Source organism: Corynebacterium glutamicum ATCC 13032 (assembly GCF_000011325.1).
In the GTDB taxonomy this organism is placed as follows: Bacteria; Actinomycetota; Actinomycetes; order Mycobacteriales; family Mycobacteriaceae; genus Corynebacterium; species Corynebacterium glutamicum.
In genome coordinates this window covers 2,157,731-2,183,105 of the sequence record NC_003450.3, presented here as the reverse complement: position 1 = coordinate 2,183,105, position 25,375 = coordinate 2,157,731, and the positions used below count along the sequence as shown (strand labels likewise).

Annotated in this window: 19 protein-coding genes; 16 read left to right on the top strand and 3 right to left on the bottom strand. The window is 54.8% G+C overall.

Features of this window, described 5'->3' with window-relative positions; genetic code table 11:
- Positions 1-13 precede the first annotated feature (13 nt).
- The 9 genes from smc (at position 14) to CGL_RS10215 (ending at position 16,985) form a co-directional block, all read left to right on the top strand.
- Positions 14-3,481, top strand: a complete 3,468-nt coding sequence (gene smc / locus CGL_RS10255; protein ID WP_011014857.1) for a chromosome segregation protein SMC — start codon at positions 14-16, stop codon at positions 3,479-3,481.
- A 143-nt stretch (positions 3,482-3,624) separates the two neighbouring features.
- Entirely contained in the window at positions 3,625-6,999 is a 3,375-nt protein-coding gene (locus CGL_RS10250) for a hypothetical protein (RefSeq protein ID WP_011014856.1), read from the top strand.
- 602 nt (positions 7,000-7,601) lie between these two features.
- Positions 7,602-9,350, top strand: a complete 1,749-nt coding sequence (gene ftsY, locus CGL_RS10245; protein WP_011014855.1) for a signal recognition particle-docking protein FtsY — start codon at positions 7,602-7,604, stop codon at positions 9,348-9,350.
- A 288-nt stretch (positions 9,351-9,638) separates the two neighbouring features.
- A complete protein-coding gene (locus CGL_RS10240) occupies positions 9,639-10,955 on the top strand; it encodes an ammonium transporter (RefSeq protein ID WP_011014854.1) in 1,317 nt (438 codons plus the stop codon).
- Between the two features lie 64 nt (positions 10,956-11,019).
- Complete coding sequence (gene glnK, locus CGL_RS10235; RefSeq protein WP_011014853.1) at positions 11,020-11,358, top strand: P-II family nitrogen regulator GlnK; 339 nt, start codon at positions 11,020-11,022, stop codon at positions 11,356-11,358.
- Between the two features lie 6 nt (positions 11,359-11,364).
- Positions 11,365-13,443: a [protein-PII] uridylyltransferase gene (locus tag CGL_RS10230; protein WP_011014852.1), complete on the top strand. Its 2,079-nt coding sequence runs from the start codon at positions 11,365-11,367 to the stop codon at positions 13,441-13,443.
- 78 nt (positions 13,444-13,521) lie between these two features.
- Positions 13,522-15,165, top strand: a complete 1,644-nt coding sequence (ffh, locus tag CGL_RS10225; protein ID WP_011014851.1) for a signal recognition particle protein — start codon at positions 13,522-13,524, stop codon at positions 15,163-15,165.
- A gap of 75 nt (positions 15,166-15,240) precedes the next feature.
- Positions 15,241-16,119 carry an ABC transporter ATP-binding protein gene (locus tag CGL_RS10220; RefSeq protein WP_011014850.1) on the top strand — a complete coding sequence of 293 codons (879 nt, stop codon included), beginning with the start codon at positions 15,241-15,243 and terminating at the stop codon, positions 16,117-16,119.
- Entirely contained in the window at positions 16,116-16,985 is an 870-nt protein-coding gene (locus tag CGL_RS10215) for an ABC transporter permease (RefSeq protein WP_011014849.1), read from the top strand. Before CGL_RS10220 ends, CGL_RS10215 begins: the two co-directional genes overlap by 4 nt.
- A 19-nt stretch (positions 16,986-17,004) precedes the next feature.
- Here CGL_RS10215 and CGL_RS10210 read toward each other — a convergent pair whose 3' ends face one another.
- Complete coding sequence (locus tag CGL_RS10210; protein WP_003856346.1) at positions 17,005-17,481, bottom strand: ankyrin repeat domain-containing protein; 477 nt, start codon at positions 17,479-17,481, stop codon at positions 17,005-17,007.
- A 315-nt stretch (positions 17,482-17,796) separates the two neighbouring features.
- Between CGL_RS10210 and rpsP the strand changes: the two genes are divergently transcribed.
- A complete protein-coding gene (gene rpsP, locus CGL_RS10205) occupies positions 17,797-18,294 on the top strand; it encodes a 30S ribosomal protein S16 (protein ID WP_011014848.1) in 498 nt (165 codons plus the stop codon).
- A 71-nt stretch (positions 18,295-18,365) separates the two neighbouring features.
- On the opposite strand, the gene CGL_RS10200 is transcribed toward rpsP, so the two are convergent.
- Positions 18,366-18,716 (bottom strand): cupin domain-containing protein, encoded by a 351-nt coding sequence (locus CGL_RS10200; protein WP_003861911.1) that lies wholly within the window; start codon positions 18,714-18,716, stop codon positions 18,366-18,368.
- 129 nt (positions 18,717-18,845) lie between these two features.
- On the opposite strand from CGL_RS10200, the gene rimM reads away from it, so the two are divergent.
- On the top strand, positions 18,846-19,361 hold the full coding sequence (rimM, locus tag CGL_RS10195) for a ribosome maturation factor RimM (protein WP_011014847.1): 516 nt from the start codon (positions 18,846-18,848) through the stop codon (positions 19,359-19,361).
- Here rimM and CGL_RS10190 read toward each other — a convergent pair.
- On the bottom strand, positions 19,358-20,008 hold the full coding sequence (locus CGL_RS10190; RefSeq protein ID WP_011014846.1) for a DUF4232 domain-containing protein: 651 nt from the start codon (positions 20,006-20,008) through the stop codon (positions 19,358-19,360). The two genes, rimM and CGL_RS10190, sit on opposite strands and share 4 nt — an antisense overlap.
- Positions 20,009-20,034: 26 nt before the next feature.
- On the opposite strand from CGL_RS10190, the gene trmD reads away from it, so the two are divergent.
- The 5 genes from trmD (at position 20,035) to CGL_RS10165 (ending at position 25,355) form a co-directional block, all read left to right on the top strand.
- The gene (gene trmD, locus CGL_RS10185) at positions 20,035-20,913 is read left to right on the top strand and encodes a tRNA (guanosine(37)-N1)-methyltransferase TrmD (protein ID WP_011014845.1); all 879 of its coding nucleotides are present in this window, start codon (positions 20,035-20,037) and stop codon (positions 20,911-20,913) included.
- The gene (locus tag CGL_RS10180; RefSeq protein ID WP_003856330.1) at positions 20,910-21,602 is read left to right on the top strand and encodes a membrane protein; all 693 of its coding nucleotides are present in this window, start codon (positions 20,910-20,912) and stop codon (positions 21,600-21,602) included. The genes trmD and CGL_RS10180 overlap by 4 nt, the downstream gene beginning before the upstream one ends.
- Before the next feature lie 15 nt (positions 21,603-21,617).
- The gene (locus tag CGL_RS10175) at positions 21,618-21,998 is read left to right on the top strand and encodes a hypothetical protein (protein WP_011014844.1); all 381 of its coding nucleotides are present in this window, start codon (positions 21,618-21,620) and stop codon (positions 21,996-21,998) included.
- Positions 21,999-22,568: 570 nt separating this feature from the next.
- Positions 22,569-23,822, top strand: a complete 1,254-nt coding sequence (locus CGL_RS10170; protein ID WP_011014843.1) for an adenylosuccinate lyase — start codon at positions 22,569-22,571, stop codon at positions 23,820-23,822.
- A 201-nt stretch (positions 23,823-24,023) separates the two neighbouring features.
- Positions 24,024-25,355, top strand: coding sequence for a DASS family sodium-coupled anion symporter (locus CGL_RS10165; protein WP_011265863.1), 1,332 nt, complete (start codon positions 24,024-24,026; stop codon positions 25,353-25,355).
- Positions 25,356-25,375 lie beyond the last annotated feature (20 nt).

Genomic DNA, 25,375 nt, shown 5'->3' with positions numbered 1-25,375 from the left:
CTTTAACCCCGTTATGTATTTGAAATCGTTGACGCTCAAGGGGTTTAAGTCTTTCGCGTCTGCGACGACCCTGAAATTTGAGCCAGGCATTTGTGCCGTGGTGGGTCCGAATGGTTCAGGCAAATCCAATGTGGTTGATGCGCTGGCCTGGGTGATGGGTGAAGGTTCTGCGAAGACCTTGCGTGGCGGCAAAATGGAAGATGTCATTTTTGCTGGCGCGGGCGATCGTAAACCGTTGGGTCGCGCAGAAGTCACGCTGACCATTGATAACTCTGATGGCGCACTGCCCATTGAGTACACCGAAGTGTCGGTGACCAGACGGATGTTCCGTGATGGTGCAAGTGAATATGAGATCAATGGGGCGAAAGCTCGATTGATGGATATCCAGGAGCTGTTGTCGGATACCGGTATTGGCCGTGAAATGCACATCATGGTGGGGCAGGGAAAGCTCGCAGAGATTTTGGAGTCCCGCCCCGAAGAGCGCCGAGCGTATATCGAAGAAGCTGCGGGTGTGCTCAAGCACCGGCGCAGGAAAGAAAAGGCGCAGCGCAAACTTCAGGGCATGCAGGTCAATCTTGATCGTTTGCAGGATCTGACCCATGAGTTGGCCAAGCAGCTCAAGCCGTTGGCTAGGCAGGCGGAAGCAGCGCAGCGTGCGGCGACGGTGCAGGCTGATTTGCGTGATGCGCGTTTCCAGATTGCTGGCTTTGAGATCGTGAAGCTCTCGGAAAAGCTGGAAACCTCTACTGAGCGCGAGAAAATGATTCGTGAGCAGGCGGAAGCAGCACAAGAGCAGCTGGAAGAAGCCACCACAACTCAGATGGAAGTGGAGATGGAGTTGGCGGAGATCACTCCGCAGGCTGAAGCTGCGCAACAGTTGTGGTTTGATTTGTCTTCGCTGGCTGAGCGGGTGTCGGCAACGATGCGTATTGCTGCAGACCGTGCGAGTTCAGGTGCCGCGGATGTGCCGTATGCGGGCCAGGATCCTGATGAGTTGCTTGGTCGGGCCGAAACTGCTGACAAAGAATTAGAAGAACTCGAGATGGCCGTGGAAATGACCACCGAGCGTTTGACCTCCATTCAAGAGGAAGCCGAGGATAAGGCCGCGCAGGCTCGTGAGGCTGAGCGTGAACACTTGGCGCAGGTCAGGGCGATTTCTGATCGTCGTGAAGGTGTTGTGCGCCTGCTTGCATCTGAGGAATCTTTGCGCACCCAGCACACGTCAGCAGAGGAGGAAGCTGAGCGACTCAGTGAGCAGCTTGAGGAGTTCATCGGCCGCATTTTGGATGTGGAACGTGAACGTCGCCTCACCGATGAGCGTAAACAGGGCGTTGACACGGATCGTGCGCCCTTGGAAGAAGCCCTCAAACAGGCAAAACATGAAGCCGAAGCAGCAGAGACTCGTCTTGAGGAGCTTCGTACTAAGCGCAGCGATCTGGAAAAAGAAGTATCCAGGTTGCAGTCGCGCATTGAGACGCTTAACCAAAATAGGCCACGTTCCGATGCTGCTGATGTGGTGGATTACCCGCAGCTGGCCACGTTGATTCGACCGCAACGAAACGTCGATAAGGCTCTCGCTGCCGCCCTGGGTGCGCATGCCGAGGCGCTGGCTGGCGAGGCTGCGGAAGGGCTCGTCGAGAAGCTTATCGACGCCGGCGTTGCACGCACCATCATCGTTGATGGCACGCAGGCTGGCGGCGCATGGCGCCTGGACGCGAACATTCCGGCCGGGGCGAGCTGGCTGCTCGACCATGTTGATCTGGATCCGGCGATTGCCGGCCCGGTAAACCGGCTGCTTGCCGACGTTGTGCTTGTCGACGACCCCTCCCTCGGCCGCCAAGCAATCGAGGATGATCCCCGTCTGCGTGCCGTTGACCGCAATGGTGTGCTCATCGGCGCTGGGTGGATTCAGGTCGGCACCGAAACCTCGACTGTGGAAATCACAGCTCAAATTGAGGAAGCAGAAGCTCAACTTGCTGCGGCCTCTGCCGCCTTGGACGACATTGCCGGCACTTTTGATGGCGCCCTCCACGCTGCCGACAACACTCGCGTCGAGGTGGCTGCCCGCACCGCAGCCCTGCGCGAACTCGACATGACCAGGGATTCCATCACCCGCGATCTCGCGCGCTTGGACAAACAACATGAGGCCGCCGAATCCGAGCGCGTCCGCCATGTTGGACGCCTGCATGCTGCGGAAACACGCCGTGAAGAGCTGCGCGAACAGTTAGAAGACATCGTCGATCGACTCTCCCGCGTGGAAGACGAAGAAGACGCTGACGAACCCTCAACCACCGCCCGCGACCAAGCAAATGCCGAGCTGCAACAAATCCGCGCCATGGAAATGGAAGCACGCCTTGCCCAACGCACCGCCGAAGAGCGCGCCGGGCAGCAGCGGGGCAAGGGCGATAGTCTGCGACGCCAGGCCGAGCATGAGCGCCAAGCCAAAATCCGGCATGAACAAGCCATGGAAGCCCGTCGCAGGCGCACCCAATTGGCTGCAGCCGTGCAAAATGGCGCACGCGATGTGGCCGAGCGTGTCTCAGCTGCCCTTGCCCAAGCAGCCATCGAAAGAGATCAGCACAACCGCGACAAAGCGCTGCTGACCTCACACTTAGCGCGCGCCAAAGATGCTGTGAGTGCTGCACGCCAGCACCTCAATCGACTCAGCGACAACGCCCACTCCATGGAACTTGCGCGCAGCCAAGCTCAAGTGCGCATGGAGGAAGCCGTTGCCAAAATCACCGAGCAACTTGGCATTCCGGTCGCAGAATTGCTGCGCGATTACACCCCAGATGAAAACTTTGATGAAAAGTTCCAACGGGCACGCCTCAAACAAGCCGAAAAAGACCTCGCCGCACTAGGCAAAGTCAACCCCCTGGCCTTGGAAGAATTCAAAGCCTTGGAAGAGCGCTACGAGTTCCTCTCCACCCAATTGGCCGATGTGGAACAAGCCCGCGCCGATCTGAGCGGCGTGATTGAAGAAGTCGATGCGAAAATTCTGCAGCTTTTCACCGATGCCTGGAACGACGTGGAAGCAGAATTCCCACGCGTGTTCAACACCTTGTTCCCAGGTGGCGAAGGCAAACTGATCCTCACCGAGCCCGATGATTTGCTGGCAACCGGCATCGAAGTGGAAGCCCGCCCACCAGGAAAACGCGTCAAGCGCCTATCGCTGCTATCCGGTGGCGAAAAATCCCTCACCGCACTAGCCATGCTCGTCGCGATTTTCCGCGCCCGACCCAGCCCTTTCTACGTGATGGATGAGGTGGAAGCAGCACTCGATGATGTCAACCTTCGCCGACTTATCGCACTGTTTGAAGAGTTGCGCCGCGACTCCCAGCTCATTGTGATCACCCACCAAAAACCCACCATGGATGTGGCTAACGTACTCTACGGCGTCACCATGCGTGGCGATGGCGTTACCCGCGTGATCTCCCAACGCATGGAACCTGCTTCTGCAATGGAAACTGTGGCGGGGTAAAACCTGCGCTGAGCACGGATGATGTTCCAGCTCACAGCGCAGGTTGGCTACAGATGTTTCAGCGCTTGCAGTGGGGTAGTGTGTTTAAACATCACAATTAGTTCTAGAGGAAAACGCATTTTTTGCGCGGGGAGAGTGTATACATGCCGGCTGGCATCGCAGACATGACAGATTCATTGCTCGGATGGGCATCACAAACTGAGCTGGATCTGAACCAGCGTCTTGCAGGGGTAGAGTACTTTCCACAAATTCAGCTGCGACACGATGAGCTCGAGCGCATTCATCGGTTTTACGGCACCTTTTTGTCCCGCCAGGTAGGCGCGGGCGCAAGCCTTGGGGATCTTTTTGAAATGACCCCATGCCTGACAGTCACCACCTTGGTGTCTCGGGCGTCACGGATCAGCGATCCAGCAGATTTCTTCGGTGAATACATCGGAGGACTGGGACTTAGCGCAGAACACGCAGCAGTTGTTGAAGGGTTGACCGAAAAGCTCTTCGCACAGGCTGGCCTGCTCGTTCCTGAGGGAATTGCATCTCCATTGGAGTTGTTATCCATCCACGCAGGCATTAGTAACCACGAAGTGGCCGCAGTGCTGACCGAAGTGGAAAACGGCACCACCGAATATCCATTCATGTTCGACGCTGTCCTGCGCCTAACCCCTGAGTGGGCACAGACCCTTATCGGCGGAGTTCAAGAACTCATTGAATTTGCCACCACCCACCGAACTTCTTGGTCAGACCGCCAGCGCGAATCCTCACTGCCAGCCATGATCGATGAGATCGTTGTGGCGGAACTTCGGGAACGCCCAGTTGGTACTGCCGACCGTGAAAACTCCGTTGGTGTGGCACTTCGTGAGCTTCGCCCACGCCTCATCCTGGATGCAGAACGCCGCAAAGTCTGCCTGCGTCTACCTGAACAGCGCGTCAGCGACGATGAAATCAACTGGCGAGTCAGCCTAGAAGGCACCACCCGGATTTTCTCCACCCGCCGAGCATGGGGCGATACTTCTGGATACTCCGAAGCCCTCGACATCACTGTCGAGCGTCAAATCCGCGAAACCACCGTCACCGACACCTCAAACCAAATCACCTGGGTTGTCCCAGTCGTGGACTTCAACGACCCAGTGCTGGTGTTTTCCGCGCGCGGTGAAAACCTCACCGACAAGGTCTCCCTGCACCATCAAGAGATTTACGTTCTCGCGCCAGCGGAAGCAAAACTCGAAGACATGGTCACTGGCCAGCCAGTACCAGTTATTGAGCAATTCCTCGTAGAGGGCTGGAACTCATGGGTGTGCTCCCGCGTGGACGCCCGTGGCCTGTCCTCTCTGAAGGTCAACAAAGAAGTCCGATGCATTGACCCACGTCGACGCGTTGCCTTCCACCACCCAGCCGAATTGGTCCCTCACGTACGATCCATTTCCGGACTCCCCGTACACGCGCAGTCCCTGATCGCCGAGTTCCCACCAACCCTGAGCGGACAAGACGAAACCTGGATGCTCTCCATCTCGGCTTTCGCAGGTGTAGGCGCTGCTGGTGAAGAAATCGCCGAGCCAGAGCCTTTGGAAGTCCCTGCCGACGGTGGCCTTTTCGCCATCTTCGACCCAGAAATATACGACGCCCCATGGGTGGGTGAATACCTGGTCCGACTCCGCGGCCCACGCAATGAATCCTTCCGACACGAATTCGCCATCGTCGAAGACATGACCACCGAATTCGAAGTCGCCTCAGGTGCATCATTTCGAATCCCAACCACCACTGGTCTCAGCGAAGCCAGCCTACGCGTGCGTTCCGGTGAAAAGCACTTCACCGCAGAGCCACGCCTGGTCACCGTTGAAGCAACCGACCCCAACGCATCATTCGTGGTCACCACCGATGAAGGCGATCAAATGCCATTGCGATTTGTGCCACCACAAATCGCCATCGAACTTCCACTGACCACCGAGCCACCAACCTGGCGCGTCACCCGTACTGTCTGTGGACCACGCGACCTCGACGGTGCAGGCGAACTCCGCATCCGCACCGGTGTCGATGTCGGCGATCCAAAGGTCAGTGTGCGCAACCACCACGGTTCACCACTGCGAACCGTGAAAATGGTCACCCCTGACAACGGCCGTACCTGGATTGCCAGCATGAAGGAAATCGCAGCCAGTACCTTTGTGATGCCACGCGGATCCATCGAATTTGAGTGGACTGACCGCAAGGTTGACCGTCGCGTTTCCGTGACGATTGCTGTCATTGACAAAACTGAGAACTTTACTGGCATCACCATCGAAGATGGAAAGCTCGTATTCGAAGAACTCGCAGCCGGTCGCCAACTCGCTGCATGGGTGTGGCCACAAACCGCACCGTGGGTAAGCGCAGTGGAACTTGCTGTCACCGGACCAGAGCTGGAACTCCCTGAAGTTCTCGTCGGCGCAGGCAACCTGATTGTTCAACTCCACACCGCTGACCCATTCACTACCTCCGTGACCCCACTGTCACCAGGAAAAGCTGCGGTCACCGTTGAGCAAGAAGGCTACTACTCAGCACAAACCGAAGAATATGCACAGCTTTCAGCATTCTTCGGTGGGGAAGTAGAAGAACCACCAATCAGTGACGCTGTGGTCCCCGCACTTTGGGATGTTTCCCATATCTGGACCGAACAGGGAAACACCGAGCATCTTCCAGTAGTCCATGCCGCCCTGCGCTCCTCACCAGCCGCAGCACTGAAGGGTCTGTCCGCTTCGCTGGTTCCCGCACAGGCACTACCTGGAAAAGTCATTTCCTCCGGACTGGCAGCCTCACCGTTCACCACGGAATCACCAGCAACAGAAGTGCACCGCACCGCATGGATCGGAACCCTGCAACTCCTGGGTGCACTGCCAAGCGCATTCAAGGAAGCCGAAGAGCTTGGCAACCGCACACCACTGCTGCCAATCCTCGGACAACTTGAGGAAGTCGCCGGCAAGAACATCCTGTCCACCCTTGCAACTGGCCGTGACTCCACTTTGGACACCGCATGCATCGACCAATCCACCGTTGCGATTGCCGGCATGAACGAAACCCAGCAAAAAGCCCTGCTGGACATGTTCTTCAGCAACGCCGACATCGTTCCTGGACCACTAATGGAAGACAACACCCGCCTCATGGCAGTGTTCGAAACCTTCAAGAAGCGCGATGCACTCCGTGAGGTTCTCCAGACTGAAGGCTTGATTAAGACCGCTGTAGAACTTCTTCGTGCCATGCGTGGAACCCAGCGTCAGCTGTATTCCTCCGCACGTATTCGATTCGACAAGCTCGATGGTGTCAACACTGACAACCCAGAAAACATGTGGGCACTCACCCCAGTTGTGTCACTGGTGTTCGCGTTGTCATCCCGTTTGCATGCACACGAATTGATCGGCAAGACCCGAACTCTCGATCGTGCATCTGCCGGTTGGGGTCGAATCGCTGATCTGGTGCCAGACCTTGTCACCGGTGACTTGATCTCCGCGGAGGCAATGGTTTTGGGAGCTCGAAACCCAGGACTCGTCGATTAGTCCCTGATTTCATCGGAGGGCACCTAGCGGGCACCAGACAGGCGTGACAAGATTTTCGATTTGTCGGAAGTTTTGGCACGCCTGTCCGGTTTTTTGTTTGATAAACCGGACACACGTGACAAAAACAGTGGAATTTCAGATTCGTTGGCATGCTTGTCTGGTCTGATTGGGTATTGGCAAGCCGAGACCAAACCACAGTGCCCACCAAACGCTGATTTCTAGATCTTGGGCATTCTAGTGTGGTTTTCAGGGCTTCAAATCGGACACAGATGCCCACGAACTTCACATTTAGGATTCTTGGGCATTCAGGTTTGGTCTACCCCAATTTCTGGCACCTGGACCCAAAAAGTCGACTCAACAGATTCGCTTCTAACGGCATAGAACGACTTTGCCGATACAAACACTCGTTCTATAAAATGAGTGGCTTAAAACGGCGCTGGGGGAGTCAGGCCTTCTGACCTGCTCAAACTGGAATCGTTTCGCTCCAAAAGCGAAAACGAGACCCCATTTCGGCGACCTCGACTCCATGAAAGCAAGAGTTTCACCACATTTAACGTGGGGTACCTGTGTGCATCGGGGTCAAACCTGCCACTATAGAGGGTATGGATGCGACTTTTTGGATCATTGGACTAGTAGTCCTCGTGGTTCTCGCGATCATCATTGTATTGATCGTAGGAAATCAGCGAGGTAAATCAAAGACCGTTAGTTTTGAAAAACCTGAAGAGAATAAAAAAGAACTAACCCAGCAAGAGAAGTCTGGAAATTACCAAGCCCAAGGTGGATTCAACTTCGCCCCAGCTAAACAAACAGAAGAGCCAGTGCTGCGTGAAGGCCAAGATCTTGGCGCACCAAAGGCTGAAACAACACCGATTGTTCCACCAGTAGTTATTCCGCCGGCAGCTCCTGAAGAGGAAAAGGCGCCGGAGCAATCGACTGAAACTTTCGCAGCTCAAAAGCCTGCTGAAGAAGCACCTGCAACTCCTGAACCAGAAACCTCTGATGATGTTGTCGAGGAACCAGAAGTTAAGGAGCCTGAGGTTAAAGAAGTTGTCGCTGTTGAGCCAGAGGTCGAAACTGAAGAGCCAGCAGTTGTTGAAGAACCTGCAGTAGCAGAGGAACCAGCAATTGTTGAGGAACCTGCAGTAGCAGAGGAACCTGCAGTAGCAGAGGAACCTGCAGTAGCAGAGGAACCAGCAATTGTTGAGGAACCTGCAGTAGCAGAGGAACCTGCAGTTGTTGAGGAACCTGCAGTAGCGGAAGTTCCCGAAACAATCGAAGAACCTGCAGTTGAAGAACTTGCGGCAGTTGCTGAGGTCACCGAGGCTGCAGAGGCTGCTCAGGTTGCTGTGGAATCTGCGGAAGCTGCGCTGGAGGAAACTCCAGTTCCAGATGTGGAGCCGGAGCCAGCTGCGGAGCCTATTGATGAGATCGTGCCGGCGGCGGGTCGTATCGGTAAGCTGCGTGGTCGTCTTTCTCGGTCACAGAGTGTTTTCGGTAAGTCAGTGTTGGGCATTTTGTCTGCGGGTGACTTGGATGAAGACGCATGGGAAGACATCGAAGCGATGTTGATCAAGGCGGATTTGGGCGCCAAGATCACTGCGCGTGTGGTGGATGAGCTGCGTGACAAGATCGCAGAGCATGGTGTTGGTAGTGAGGCAGAGGCGCGTGCGATGCTGCGTGCTTCGCTGATTGATGCTTGCCGTCCTGACCTTGATCGCTCCATTAAGGCTATGCCGTATGAGGGTAAGCCAGCGGTGGTGTTGGTTGTTGGTGTGAACGGTACCGGTAAGACGACGACTACTGGCAAGCTTGCTCGTGTGTTGGTGTCCATGGGTCATAAGGTGATTCTTGGTGCTGCGGATACGTTCCGTGCGGCGGCTGCGGATCAGTTGGAGACGTGGGGTCGCCGTGTGGGTGCGGAGACTGTTCGTGGCGCTGAGGGCGCGGATCCTGCATCTATTGCGTTTGATGCTGTGGCTAAGGGTGTTGAGCGTCAGGCGGATGTCGTTTTGGTTGACACTGCGGGTCGTTTGCACACGTCGACTGGTTTGATGGATCAGTTGGGCAAGGTTAAGCGCGTGGTGGAGAAGAAGGCAGTGGTGGATGAAGTGCTGCTGGTTTTGGATGCCACGGTTGGTCAGAACGGTATGCAGCAGGCTCGTATTTTCCGTGAAGTTGTGGATATTACGGGTGTGGTGTTGACCAAGCTGGATGGTACTGCGAAGGGCGGAATCGTGTTCCAGGTGCAGGAAGAGTTGGGTGTTCCTGTGAAGCTTGTTGGTCTTGGTGAAGGTGCGGATGATTTGGCACCGTTTGAGGTTGAGGGCTTCGTGGACGCTTTGCTGGGCTAGAAACCCGATAAGCGAGAACCACCTGTCGGATGTTGTCTGGCAGGTGGTTTTCTTTTGCCTGGGTACCACCAAAAAGCAGCTGTGATGCACTTAACAATTCATTAAATTACCTGTTAAACTATAGAAAATATCCAAAACCCTCCAAAACCTATTCTATAGATCTATTGAAATTAGTTTCTGTAGGTCTATAGTTAGAGCTGGTTCAAGGGGTGTCAATCCCAAAAGGCACTCCTTGAACTCATGAAAAAGCTTGACAAAACTTCAACGTCAAAGGAGGTCATCCACGCTATGGGTGCAGATCAAATTGCAGCAGTCTCCGGCAATTCAGCTTGGATGCTGATGTCCGCGTCGCTCGTGCTGCTAATGACACCAGCACTGGCACTTTTCTATGGCGGCATGTCTCGTCAAAAGTCCGTGCTCAACATGATGATGATGTCCTTTGGAGCATTGGGCGTCGTTACTGTTATTTACCTCTTGTGGGGATGGTCGATGTCTTATGGAACCCAATCAATCGCGGGAATCTTTGCTAACCCTTTTGAGTTCTTCGGTCTTAAAGATTCCATCGTTGATGCAGACGGCAACTACATTGAGGGCGCAGCTGGCTACCCAAACATTATTGATATCGGATTCCAGCTTACCTTCGCCGTTATCTCCACTGCACTGATCTCCGGTGCGTTGGCAGAGCGTGTGAAGTTTTCCACCTGGCTTATTTTCAGCGGCGCGTGGGTGACTTTGGTGTACTTCCCACTGGCACACATGGTGTGGGGTGGCGGATTGTTGGGCCATAATGTCACTGGTTTTGCTTCGTGGTTGTTTGGTTCTACCGATGGTGAAGCCAATATCGCTCCGATCGACTTTGCTGGTGGTACCGTTGTTCACATTTCGGCGGGCACAGCGGCCCTTGTGCTGGCTTTTATCGTCGGCAAGCGAAAGACGTTTGGCAAGGCAATTGCCAGGCCGCACAACCTGCCCATGGTCATGCTCGGCGCTGCGCTGTTGTGGTTTGGTTGGTTCGGGTTCAACGGTGGCTCGGCGTTCGCAGCCGACGGCCTTGCGGGCCTGGCCTGGGTGAACACCACGGCGGCAACCGCAGCTGCGATGCTTGGCTGGTTGGCTACTGAAAAATTCCGCGATGGACACGCAACCTCCTTGGGTGCTGCTTCTGGTGTCGTCGCCGGTCTGGTCGCAATTACTCCAGCAGCTGGCGCACTGACCCCAGTGACCTCCCTGATCCTCGGTGCAATCGGCGGCATCTTGGCGTGCTTGGGCGTGGGGCTGAAGTACCGCTTCGGTTTCGATGACTCCCTCGACGTAGTTGGTGTGCACCTGGTCGCTGGCCTGTGGGGCACCGTGGGTGTAGGACTTCTTGCCACTGACATCGGATGGTTTAGTGGTGGTGGCATGGATGGACTTAAACTCTTTATTGTCCAGATCGTCATCGCGCTAGTCGCTGTAGTTTTCGCAGGTGTGATTACTGCGCTCATCGCATTCGCCCTGAAGGCCACAGTAGGATGGCGCGTTGATGATGATGTGGAGCAGCAAGGCATTGATACTCACGAACACGCAGAATCCGCTTATGACACCACGGGTCCGGAAATTCGTTAAGTTTGTTTAAAAATACCTAAACCACTCTGACATTATTCCGAATGTCTTTTTGAAGGAGACGATCATGAAACTCATCACCGCAATTGTCAAGCCGTTTACCCTCACCGACATTAAAGATGCTCTCGAGCAGGCAGGTGTGCAGGGCATGACTGTCACCGAAACCCAAGGCTTTGGCCAGCAGAAAGGCCACACCGAGGTGTACCGTGGTGCTGAATACGCTGTCGATTTTGTGCCTAAGGTCAAGATTGAAGTTATTATCTCCGATGCTCAGGCTGAGGAAGTCATCAACATTATCGTCGAGACCGCACGCACCGGCAAAGTCGGCGACGGCAAAGTGTGGATGACTAACATCGAAGAGCTGGTTCGTGTTCGTACCGGTGAGCGCGGCGAAGCAGCCCTTTAAAAACTTATGAATAATCCAGCCCAGCTGCGCCAAGATACTGAAAAGGAAGTCCTGGCGTTGCTGGGCTCTTTGGTTTTACCCGCCGGCACCGCGCTTGCCGCCACCGGATCTTTGGCCAGGTCCGAACTCACGCCGTATTCCGATTTGGACCTCATTTTGATCCATCCACCAGGAGCCACCCCGGATGGCGTGGAGGATTTGTGGTACCCGATTTGGGACGCAAAAAAGCGTCTCGACTACTCCGTGCGCACCCCAGATGAGTGTGTGGCTATGATTTCTGCGGATTCCACTGCAGCCCTTGCCATGCTTGACCTGCGGTTTGTCGCTGGCGATGAGGATCTGTGTGCCAAAACGCGCCGGCGCATCGTGGAGAAGTGGCGCCAGGAACTCAACAAAAACTTCGATGCCGTTGTGGACACCGCGATTGCCCGTTGGCGCCGCTCCGGACCCGTCGTGGCAATGACGCGGCCAGATCTTAAACACGGCAGGGGAGGGCTGCGCGATTTCGAACTGATCAAGGCCCTCGCGCTCGGCCACCTATGCAACCTTCCACAGCTTGATGCGCAACACCAGCTGCTTCTCGACGCCCGCACCTTGCTGCACGTCCACGCGCGACGCTCCCGCGACGTCCTTGACCCCGAATTTGCGGTGGATGTGGCCATGGATTTGGGCTTTGTTGACCGCTATCACCTGGGCCGGGAGATCGCCGATGCAGCCCGCGCCATTGATGATGGCCTGACCACCGCGCTGGCCACCGCCCGTGGCATTTTGCCACGTCGCACAGGTTTTGCATTCAGGAATGCTTCTCGACGCCCACTTGATCTTGATGTCGTCGACGCCAACGGCACCATCGAATTGTCCAAAAAACCAGATCTTAATGATCCCGCACTTCCACTTCGAGTGGCCGCAGCCGCAGCAACCACCGGACTTCCGGTGGCAGAATCAACCTGGGTTCGACTTAATGAATGCCCGCCACTTCCTGAGCCATGGCCTGCCAATGCAGCAGGGGACTTCTTTCGGATTCTCTCCAGTCCGAAAAACTCACGCCGAGTGGTGAAAAATATGGATCGCCACGGATTGTGGTCGCGTTTTGTTCCAGAATGGGACCGCATCAAAGGGCTTATGCCCCGTGAACCCAGCCATATTTCCACCATCGATGAACATAGTCTGAACACTGTTGCAGGATGTGCGCTAGAAACTGTGACCGTCGCGCGCCCCGATCTTTTAGTTTTGGGAGCCTTGTACCACGACATTGGCAAGGGCTTCCCGCGTCCACACGAACAAGTAGGTGCAGAGATGGTGGCGAGGGCTGCAAGCCGCATGGGATTGAACCTTCGCGATCGTGCCAGCGTGCAAACGCTGGTCGCCGAGCACACCGCGGTGGCCAAAATCGCCGCGCGCCTTGATCCCTCCTCGGAGGGCGCCGTCGATAAGCTGCTTGATGCTGTTAGGTATGACCTGGTGACATTGAATCTGCTTGAGGTGCTAACAGAAGCTGATGCGAAAGCCACGGGGCCTGGCGTGTGGACGGCGCGTTTGGAGCATGCGCTGCGGATTGTGTGCAAGCGTGCGCGTGATCGCCTCACCGATATTCGCCCGGTTGCGCCGATGATTGCGCCACGTAGTGAAATTGGTTTGGTGGAACGCGATGGCGTGTTCACAGTGCAATGGCACGGCGAAGACTTACATCGGATTCTTGGCGTAATTTATGCCAAAGGATGGACAATCACCGCGGCGCGCATGCTGGCCAATGGTCAATGGAGTGCGGAATTTGATGTCCGCGCAAACGGCCCCCAAGATTTTGATCCGCAGCATTTCCTGCAGGCATATCAATCCGGTGTGTTTTCCGAGGTTCCCATTCCAGCACTTGGGATAACAGCCACATTTTGGCACGGGAACACTTTAGAAGTGCGCACTGAGCTTCGCACAGGAGCTATTTTTGCCCTGCTCAGAACATTGCCCGATGCCCTCTGGATCAACGCTGTGACCCGCGGTGCGACCCTGATTATCCAGGCAGCACTGAAGCCCGGCTTCGATCGAGCAACGGTGGAACGCTCCGTAGTCAGGTCGTTGGCAGGTAGCTGACGTGACCTGAGCGGGGGCAACCGGCTAACATGTAGGGATTAGCAACCCCGCACTCTAGAACCTACTGGGAGTTCATTCGTGTTTGAGTCACTGTCCGATCGGTTGAATAGCGCGCTTTCCGGCCTGCGCGGCAAAGGAAAGCTCACCGAGGCAGACATCAATGCAACCACACGCGAGATCCGTCTCGCGCTGCTGGAAGCTGACGTTTCATTAACGGTTGTTCGTGCCTTCATTAACCGAATCAAGGAACGCGCCGTTGGTGCAGAAGTTTCTCAGGCACTCAACCCCGCGCAGCAAGTCATCAAGATCGTCAACGAGGAACTGGTTCAGATCCTCGGTGGCGAAACCCGCCGACTGTCACTGGCCAAAAACCCACCGACCGTCATCATGCTGGCAGGTCTGCAGGGTGCAGGTAAGACCACCCTCGCAGGTAAACTGTCCAAGCACCTGGTCAAGCAGGGTCACACTCCTATGCTTGTTGCCTGTGACCTTCAGCGTCCAGGCGCAGTTCAGCAGCTGCAAATTGTGGGTGAACGCGCAGGCGTTACCACTTTCGCACCGGATCCAGGCACCAGCATCGACTCCCTCGAGCACGAAATGGGCACCTCCCACGGTGATCCAGTCGAGGTAGCGCGCGCAGGTATCGAAGAAGCCAAGCGCACCCAGCACGACATCGTGATCGTGGATACCGCAGGTCGCCTCGGTATCGATGAAACCCTGATGACTCAGGCACGCAACATCCGCGAAGCCATCAACCCTGATGAAGTGCTCTTTGTCATTGACTCCATGATTGGTCAAGACGCCGTAGACACCGCCGAAGCATTCCGCGACGGCGTCGACTTCACCGGTGTTGTCCTGACCAAGCTTGATGGCGACGCCCGCGGTGGTGCTGCACTATCCATCCGTGAAGTCACCGGCAAGCCCATCATGTTTGCCTCCACTGGTGAAAAACTCGACGACTTCGACGTCTTCCACCCAGAGCGCATGGCCAGCCGAATCCTGGGCATGGGTGACGTACTGTCACTCATCGAGCAGGCCGAAGCAGTCATGGATCAGGAAAAGGCAGAGGTCGCTGCCCAGAAGTTGGGCTCCGGCGAGCTCACCCTGGAAGACTTCCTTGACCAAATGCTGATGATCCGCCGCATGGGACCAATCGGCAACATCCTCAAGATGCTGCCTGGTGGCAAGCAGATGTCCCAAATGGCGGACATGGTTGATGAGAAGCAACTCGACCGCATCCAGGCGATTATCCGCGGTATGACCCCGGCCGAGCGCGATAATCCAAAGATCCTCAACGCTTCCAGGCGCAAGCGCATCGCCAACGGTTCCGGTGTGACCGTGTCCGAAGTAAACAAACTTGTTGAACGCTTCTTCGAGGCTCGCAAGATGATGGGTCAAATGGCTGGCCAGTTTGGCATGGGTCCTGGATCCCGCAGTGCAACCAAGAAGCAAGCCAAGGGCCGCAAGGGTAAGAACGGCAAGCGTAAACCAGCCAAGAAGGGCCCAACCCAGCCAAAGATGCCAATGGGCGGTATGCCAGGAATGCCTGGGATGCCGGGTATGGGTGGAGCCGGAATGCCTGACCTTGCTGAACTACAGAAGCAGCTTGGTGGAGCAGGTGGCGGTATGGGAGGCCTTGGTGGCGGACTCCCGGGCATGCCAAAGCCGCCTAAAGGCATGGAGAACATAGATCTCAACAACCTAGACTTCGGTAAGAAGTAACTTTGCTTTAGTTGGTCGGCGCATCACTTTCCCTAAGCGATGCGCCGATTACTTGTTTTTGCTACAAATTTAACTATGTCACCCATCCTAAAAGTGCGGGACCTCGTCAAACGCTATGGCGACACCGTTGCGGTTGACGGTTTAAATTTTGATGTTTCACAAGGGGAAATTTTTGCCTTTCTAGGGGAGAACGGCGCAGGAAAAACAACCACGATTTCATGCCTGATTGGCATTGATCAAGCCACCTCTGGGGAGATCGAACTGCAGGGTGGCCAAGTAGATTCTGAAAAACTTGGAGTGGTGTTTCAACAATCCGTCTTAGACCCTTTGCTGAGTGCCAAAGAAAACTTGGAAACACGCGGACAGCTGTACCCAGGGGTGGGGAAGCAGCGGGTTGCACAGCTCATTGAGCAAATCGGGATGGAAGGGTTTGCGGACCGCCGATACGGAGTGTTGTCGGGCGGTGAAAAACGTCGCACCGACATCGCACGAGCTTTACTGCACAGCCCAGACATTCTTTTTCTTGATGAACCCACAGCAGGCCTCGACCCCAGATCACGACGCCAAGTTTGGGACACCATCAATTCCCTGCGTAACGATGTGGGCCTCACTGTCTTTTTGACCACTCACTACATGGAAGAAACAGAACTGGCTGATTCAGTTCTAATCATTGACCGTGGCAAAGAGGTCGCATCAGGAACCCCGATGGAACTGCGCGCCCGTTACACCACAACAGAATTGACTCTTAGAACAAACGACCCTACTCATTCGGGTAAAGAGTTGGCCCACTTGAGCCCAGAAATCGACGGTGACCGACTGCGGATCAAGTTGGAAAATGGGCTCGAAGCTGCGCGCCTGGCAACAGAACTAGATGGGGTTCTCGACGTAGAGATCCGCCACGGTTCCATGGACGATGTATTTCTAGCAGTTACAGCTGAACGGAAACGATCATGATTACAGTTCTGACACGCAGACACTTGCGCTGCTTTTTCCGCGACCGCATGGCAGTGCTGTTTTCCATCATGGGTGCGCTCATCCTTTTGGTCCTGTACGTGCTGTTTTTAGGAAAACTGCAAATTGACGGTCTCATGGTGGATCTACCTGACTCAGCCCGAGACGATGTTGAAGGATTCGTCTTCAATTGGGTGTTTTCCGGAATTCTCATCACGTCCGCAATCACTGTTCCGCAAGCAGCACTTGGAGTGCTGGTTGAAGATCGCACCCGCGGAGGCATCAAAGATTTCCTCGTGGCACCCGTATCCAGAACGACGCTGACGGTGTCCTATATCTTCGCAGCAGTCATTGTCGCCATGACGATTTTGATCTTTGAAATCGTGGTGGGAAGTATTGGTTTAGCTATTTTGGGGCACTTCAGCATGAGCATTGCTCGCGTGCTCGAATTGGTAGTCGCCTTGCTTCTGCTCACCCTGGTGTTTTCCGCAATTGCAGCATTTCTGATCACCTTGGTGAAATCTCAAGGCGGAATGTCTGCGCTTTCAAGCCTGGTAGGCACCCTGGCGGGCTTTTTATCTGCTGCTTATATTCCACCCATCGCATTGCCTGAAGCAGTGACAAACGTGTTGAACTTCCTCCCGTTTACCCCAGCTGGAATGTTGATCAGACAAATTGTGGTTGCCCCAGCATTGGACGCGATTTCACTTCCACCCGAAGCCTTCGATATCTTCCAATTCGGATACGGACTCAAACTGGAAATGTTTGGGGAACCCGTTTCTACATGGGTGGCAGTAGGAATTGTTGCCTCATGGGGAGTGGTGTTTGGACTCATTGCCGCGTTCAAAATGAAAAGCGTGGTGCGATAAATCCTGCTAAAGAATGCTTCTACAGCATGTCTTCTGGGCTGACTCCATTGCAATCGCGCAGATTCACATTCGCACCTGCGCGAAGCAGCACATCCACCACCGCAGAATCAGGCAGATGATGAGCCGCTGCGTTCCATAGGGGAGTGCGACCTTGATCATCTACAGCATCGACTTCAGCGCCTGCATCAATGAGGCATTCCACAATGCCATCGTCCCCGGCGATCGCTGCGATATGTAGGGCCGTGACACCACGAGGATTGGTGAGTCGGGGATTGGCACCTAAATCTAACAAGCGGGCAACAACCATGAGGTTGCCTGCCTCGGCAGCGCGCATGAGCACCGTGAGATCAAAATCATCCCGGGCGTTCGGGCCAGCGTTGGTAAGAAAACTGCTCAGGCCAGTGAGGTCTCCGGTGAGCATGATTTCATCAAATCGACCACCGTCGACATAACGGATTAAATTCCGGTCATCGTTACCGGAGGCAATCGGAAGCACACTATTTAAATCTACTCTTTGAATCAGCAGGTGGGTAATGAGTTGGGTACATTGCCAAAGAATTGCCCTATAAACAGTGGTTATTTGACAAGAAGACACCACAATTTTATTTCTTGGTCAGTTACCGCTAAGATTGTTCAGGTTGTCTGCGCTCGAATGGGCGTGGCAACGTCTAACAGACTTTCCTGCGTATTGCCGCCAACGACCCCGGTCGTCCGGAGGAGTCACGCGCAGGTTAAACAAGAAGGGCTGAACCGGCTCACCAGCACACGGTGAGTGACTGTACTGCCCAGTGACCTAGTGAGGAAAATTCACATGGCTGTAAAGATTAAGCTCCAGCGCCTCGGCAAGATCCGTACCCCGCACTACCGCGTTGTCATCGCTGATGCACGCACCAAGCGCGACGGCAAGGTTATCGAGAACATCGGTATCTACGAGCCAAAGGCTGAGCCTTCCGTAATCAAGATCAACTCCGAGCGTGCGCAGCACTGGCTCTCCGTTGGCGCTCAGCCAACCGAGGCTGTTGCAGCGCTGCTCAAGGTGACCGGCGACTGGCAGAAGTTCAAGGGCATCGAGGGCGCAGAAGGCACCCTCCGTGTTGCAGAGCCTAAGCCATCCAAGCTTGAGCTGTTCAACCAGGCTCTTTCTGAGGCTAACAACGGCCCAACCGCTGAAGCCATCACTGAAAAGAAGAAGAAGGCTCGCGAGGACAAGGAAGCTAAGGAAGCAGCTGAGAAGGCTGCTGCTGAAAAGGCTGCCGCTGCAGAGTCCGAAGAGGCTCCAGCTGAGGAAGCTGCTGCAGAAGAGGCATAAGCCACTTTTGTTTGTACTTCTTTAAAAACCACCCGCACACGAGTGATCGTGGGCGGGTGGTTTTTTAGTTGTTAGGCCTGGTTGACTGAGTGTTTTTCACCAGTGAGCATAGTTAACAGCATTACTGCATCGCCTGGTGCTTCTGGCGGGCAGTCCACGCGGTGGGTAACTCCTGCTTCCAAGTGCACTGTCACACCGGGGGAGAGCTCAAAGGTTTCCTCGCCATAGCTGAAGGTGAGCTGGCCAGAAAATGCGGTCACGGTGATGGGATGTGCGGCGCGGTGGTCGGGAAGTGACTGTCCAGGGCTGAAAGTGAAGGCGATGAGGTTTGCGCCATCACCTTGGAGGAGACGTTTGACACCGGGGCGGTTTTTATCCGGCTGTGGTGCGGGTGCGTCATGGAGAACATTGAAAACAGTCATGGGGCAGCTTTCTCGCTAGTACGGCTCACTAAAGATAGGTATCCACCCATCCTAATAAAAACGATTCCACCGGTATTAAACATTGCTGAAATAGGGCGGATGTGGGCTCGTGACATAAACTTTCTATACATGAGTACAGAGCAGGAACTGCAAATCGGAAAAGTTGTAAAATCCCACGGCATTCGGGGTGAAGTCGTGGTGGAATTGAGCACCGATGATCCAGACATTCGCTTCGCCATTGGGGAAGTTCTCAACGGCAAGCAGGCAGGCAAGGAGCATTCACTGACCATCGATGCAGCGCGCATGCACCAAGGTCGACTCTTGGTGAAGTTCGCAGAGGTCCCAGATCGTACCGCTGCTGATTCTTTGCGTGGAACTCGATTCTTTGCGGCACCTCTTGAGGATGAAGACGATGAGGATGGCTTCTACGACCATGAGTTGGAAGGTCTGCGCGTCATTCACGAGGGCGAGGATATCGGTGAAGTCACCGGCGTGATGCATGGCCCAGCCGGTGAGATCCTGGAAGTCCGCCTGACCTCAGGCAAGGAAACACTGATTCCTTTTGTGCACGCCATTGTTCCTGAGGTGGATCTGGAAGAAGGAACCGCAACGATCACCCCTCCAGAGGGCTTGTTAGATCTTTAGGCTCCGACAGATTTAATAGTCAGCAGCTTAAGACCATCATTGTCGCATCCATTGAATCCTTCCAGCGGAAGATATTCGGATGCGGTTTCACCTGGCGGGTAGACGCGTAGCCCATCAACTGGTTGCAGTGAGCATGCGTCCGAGTCGTAGTTTTCTGCCCTGGAAATTTTCAGAGCGGCGATTGTGTTCTCACCGGGTCCAAGCGTGACCGCAGGGAAGGCGTCTCCTTCCCGAACCGCTGGCGCGCCAATCTGCGTGCCGTTATCCATTCCCACAAAGCTCACGCCCGGAAAGCCATGGAGTGTGCAGTCTGTGGAGCCAGCATTGGTGAAGTTCAGGTCAATCAGCACGCTTCCTGCAGCGCCTTGTTGCGTACCGGTTGAGATGTTGAGTTCCGAGGTTGTGCATTGCTTGGGCACGCCTTCTGAAGGCACAACTTCTGAAGGCACAGCATCTGAAGAGGTAGCAGGCGAGGATTCTATCGGGGCTGCCGTGGAATCAGGGGCCGAAGTTTCAGTGACAATTTCTGTGACAGTTTCCGAAACAGTAGGAGAAGTTGAATCAGAATTGCCACAGGCACTGAGCACCAAGAGCCCACCCACGCTGCCGATTGCTAAAGCTTGTCGCAAAAGTGTGTGAGGCTTCATGCCTCCAGCGTAGACCTCTTGGTAGATTGAAGTCCGTGACTAGCTCCGAAAATCTTGATTCCCACCGTCTGCGGCTTGATGTCGTGACCATTTTCCCCGAATACCTGGATCCTCTGCGCCATGCCCTGCTGGGTAAGGCGATTGAGGATGGCATTTTGGAAGTCGGTGTTCATGATCTTCGGAATTGGGCGACCGGCGGACACAAGGCCGTCGACGATACCCCGTATGGCGGTGGCCCGGGCATGGTGATGAAGCCAGAGGTCTGGGGGCCAGCGCTTGATGATGTCGCCGCAGGCCGGGTGAGCGGTGCGGAACTCGATTCGGCCTCGCTGCACCTGAAAAATGTGCGCCATGATGAGCTGGGTGGCGTCGAAAAGCGTGCTTATGTCGTGGAAGAAGACCGCGACCTGCCGCTGTTGCTGGTGCCCACCCCGGCTGGCAAGCCGTTCACGCAGGCGGATGCGCAGGCGTGGTCCAACGAGGAGCACATTGTGTTCGCGTGCGGGCGCTACGAGGGCATTGACCAGCGCGTTATTGATGATGCCGCCAACCGCTACCGCGTGCGCGAGGTATCGATCGGCGATTATGTGCTGATCGGCGGGGAAGTGGCAGTCCTGGTCATCGCGGAAGCCGTCGTGCGCCTGATCCCTGGCGTGCTCGGAAACCGTCGTAGCCACGAAGAAGACAGCTTCTCCGATGGCCTGCTCGAAGGCCCGTCGTACACAAAGCCGCGCACCTGGCGCGGACTTGACGTCCCCGAAGTACTATTCTCGGGCAACCACGCCAAGGTCGATCGCTGGCGACGCGATCAGGCGCTCCTACGCACCCAGGCAATTAGGCCTGAGCTTATCGACGCATCCCTCCTCGATTCCACCGACCTCAAAGTATTGGGACTGGACAAATGACAGAGACCACACCTCAACCCCCAAAGCCAGAGCCCGAGCTCCCGAAATTTCTCAGCAACCCAGAACGCGCCGACATCATTTTGTTCATCGCACTCATTGTGATGGGCATTTTCTCCCTCTGCATGATCCCACTGCGCGCCTGGATGCTCACCCAACCTCTGGCCTACACCCTCATCGTCGGTGGTTACACCAGTGCAGTCGTGGGCGGCGCGAACGCTTCGGTAGAAAACGGCATCTGGTGGGTCTACTGGCTCTGCACCCTGATCGGCGCGCTGAAGTTCATGCCCGTCTATTGGCTGATGGGTAAGCGCTGGGGCATGGAATTTATCGACATGTCCCTCCAATACATGCCCCGCTTCCACCGCATGTTCAAAAAATCCGTCGACTCCGAATCCACCCGCCTCTACGCCTGGATCATCGGCCTCATTCCACTCGCATACCTCCCAGGACCAGTGCCGGGAACCATCCTCAACGCAGTGGCTGGCCTGGTGAAAATCCGCTTCTGGATCATCATGGCCTGGAATGCGATCTGCGTACTATCGGTCAACGGACTATTCATCTGGCTGGGATACACCTTCGGCGAACAAGTCCTCGACATCGTCAACGTGGTCAACCGCTACATGCTTTGGATAACCTTAGGATTGCTGGCGCTGATGTTTTTCCGCGCACGGAAGCAATTTGCCAAGTAAATGGTTGAAAGGAATATGACCACCATGCGAGAAGTTTCAACCGACCTCAACATCCTCATCGTCCCCAGCGAATGGGAAAAAGTACTAGAAAACCTACCAGCGACATTGAGTGAGTCCGGATTCGTAGCCTCTGAAATCCACTCCCAGATCGTCGACCTCACCTGCGAACCCGACAACATGCTTGTCACCCAGTTCTCCCAGCTAGAGGGCCACCCACCAATTGTGGAAGTGCTCCACCGCCTAGTAATTAACGGCTCCTCCGACCTGGAGCTTAAAGACCTCACCAAAAAGGTGGTGGGGGCGTTGCCTCAGGGGACCTACTGGTATGGAACTTCCCTTGAAGGTGCGACCGAACCTGGCGTTAACGCATCATGCGCGTGGCAGCATCGGGGCTAGTTTTCCGCGTTTAGTCAGTTAGCCCGCCGTTCTGGCGGAAATGCTTTTCGGGAGGGGCACTGTCGAAAATGCTGGATCCGCACCGCGGTGGATGGTGAGATGCAAAAATCCGACCGATTTGGGTGGTGGGGACCCGAAATCAGTCGAAAATTTGCACGAAAGCCGAGGTTCCATGCAAAAATTCGTTCGATTTAGAGCTTCAGGTATGCTAGCTGGTCGGATTCTTGATCAGGGATCTCACAGGTGTCAAAATCGCCCATTACATGCGGAAATGATGATGTTTTATATGACCGTTTAAGGAGGTAACTCGACCAGATTGACCCTCGGGTGCGTTTCTCAAATCTGAGCGCTTAAAACGCCGCGTGGGGCAGGTGTGAGTTTTCCTACTTTTCGGCTCCAGGAATAACGATCATCATACCTTTGTGGATACGATTCCACACAAGCCCATAGGTGCTAGGAGCGCGCACAATGTATCCCACTGACAAAGCCCCATTCTCCTAACTTTGGCAGTACGCAGGAAATGACACTCAACTAGAAATCTTTTCTTCAGATGCCACAATCGAAAGCTGGTTGGCTGCGGAGAGAGCACTCTCAACTGCTCAAGCCCGCCATGGTGTGATCACTGAAGACGATGCTGCACAGATCAACCAGGCGGCAGTCCTTTCCAACATTGACCGCGAGAAGCTGTGGGAAGATGCCAAAAATGTCGGCTACCCCATCCTTGGCTTGGTAAGACAAATCGCCAGTCACCTTCCAGAAGGCCCCAACGGGCGAGTCCACTACGGCGCCACGACCCAAGTCATCATGGACACTGGACTGGTGTTGCAAATGACTGCCTCTTTGAACGCCCTTGATAAACAGATCGTGCGTCTGGGGAATGCACTGGCAGCACGGGCTGAAGAGCACAAAGACACCGTGATGCCGGGACGCACCCATGCTCAGCAGGCAATTCCCACTACATTTGGAGCAACCCTCGCTACCTTTTTGGATCAAATCCGCAGGCAGAGGGAACGACTTGAGGAAGCACTCGAGCGCGTGCGAGTCATTTCGCTGTTTGGTGCTGGTGGAAACAACGCAGCACAAGGCGAACAAGCGGCAACGGTTCGTGCAGAGATGGCCCGCCTGTTGGATCTGAAGGACCCGGTGGTGTCATGGCATGTGGAACGCGATGTGCTTGGGGACTTCGGATGGGTGTGCTCAACGCTGTGTGGATCGATGGCAAAATTTGGCCGAAACATCGTGGATCTTTCCCGAACTGAAATCGGAGAAGTTTTTGAGCCTTACAACTCCCATCGGGGTGCATCTTCCATGATGCCTCAGAAAGTCAACCCGATTTCTTCCGAGCTCATGATTGGTATTTCAGTGGTGGCGGGTGCCTTGACCTCGACTTTGCCACGGCTTCAGGAATCGGGACATGAACGAGCAGCAGGAGAGTGGCAGGGAGAATGGCTTGTCATTCCAACGTTGGCCAATCTAGCTGGCGCTGCACTCGATGAAGCCATTGTGGTGGCTGAAGGAATGCGAGTGGATACAGATCGTATGTCCTCGAACTTGGCTTTTGCTGGTGGATTGATCATGGCGGAAGCTCAGATGATTCAACTAGCTCCAGCTCTGGGGCGTGAGAAAGCTCATGACTTGGTTTATGAAGCATCCACAAAGACTCGTGAAGAGCACACCACGCTGGCAGAAGAACTGCCGATAATTGCAGTTCAACATGGGGTCGAAGACCTGTTGCCTAAGAATTTTGCGCAGCCTGCAGACTACGTCGGCGAAGCACAATCCATGGTGAATGCAGCTGTCGCCGCCTGGAATGCCCAACTTTAACAACCCAAAACTTTAACAACTCGAATCGTTCAGGAGTTTACGCACGATGAGTACACCGATCAAGAACCAATCCCAAGGTGTTAATGCACCTGCCAGGTCCCATTGGAGCAATCTTTTAATCAAGTTGGGAATTCCAGCGTTGATTGTGGTTGCCATGTGGTTTGCCCGCACCCTGAAGCACTCACGGATCAAGCGTGGCGGATGTTTGGCCTGTTCATCGCGACGATTGTGGCGATTATTCTCAAGCCAATGCCAATGGGTGCCGTGACAATTATCGGCATGATCGCCGCGGTGTTGACTGGTTTGGTGCCGTTGACGGCGTCTTCTGATGATCCCGGCGCGGTGTATGGCCTTATTGGTTTCAGTAACGGCACCATTTGGCTGATTGTGATGGCGTTCCTGATTTCGCGTGGATTCATCAAGACGGGGCTTGGACGTCGAATAGCGTTGTTCTTTGTGTCTAAAGTCGGCGGAAAAATGCTGGGTGTGACCTATGGTTTGGCGCTCGCTGATTTGGTGTTGGCTCCTGCGATTCCATCAGCAACTGCCCGAGGTGGTGGCATTATGGCTCCGATTATGAAGTCGGTGGCATTGACTTATGATTCCACTCCTGGCCCAACTCGTCGCAGGGCTGGCGCGTTCTTGGCGCTGAATGTGGGACAGGTAAATGCGATTACGTGCGCGATGTTTCTAACTGCAATGGCAGGAAACCCCTTGATCGCCTCTTTGGCTTCGCAGATGGATGTCAATATCACGTGGACAAACTGGGCTGTGGGTGCGATTGTGCCTGGTCTGGTGGCGCTTATTGTGGTGCCGTGGGTGGTATACAAGATCTATCCACCTGAGTTGAAGGACACCCCTGAGGTCAAGAAAATGGCTTCTGATGAGCTCAAGCAATTGGGTGGGTTTACTTATGGTGAGAAGGTGCTGGCGGGAACCTTTGTTGTGTTGCTGCTGCTCTGGACAGGTGGCGATTTGGTCTTGGGAATCTCGGCAACTACCACCGCTTTCGTTGGCGTCATCATCTTGCTAGTGGCTCACGTGCTGACGTGGGAGGACATCATTCAAGAAAAGACTGCGTGGGACACCATGGTGTGGTTCGCGGTGCTATACATGATGGCAACAGCGTTATCGCAGTACGGATTCATCGCATGGATCTCTGAGGTAATTGCTTCCAGTTTGGGTGGCATGAACTGGGTCGTTGCTTTGGTTGTGTTGGTGCTGATTTACTTCTTCAGTCACTATTTCTTTGCCTCGGCAACAGCGCATATTTCTGCGATGTACTTGGCCTTCCTGGGTGCTGCGATTGCGATTGGTGCACCCCCGTTGATGGCGGCCCTGGTGTTGGCGTACACCTCCAATTTGTTCTCTTCACTCACTCAGTATTCTGGTGGTCCTTCGCCAACATTGTTTGGTTTGAACTACATCACGGTGGGTGAGTGGTGGCGGACCTCGGCAATTGCTGGCGCGGTATCGATTACAATCTGGTTGGTTATCGGTGGTTTGTGGATGAATGTCATCGGACTCTGGTAATTGAAAATTAAAGGTAAGGG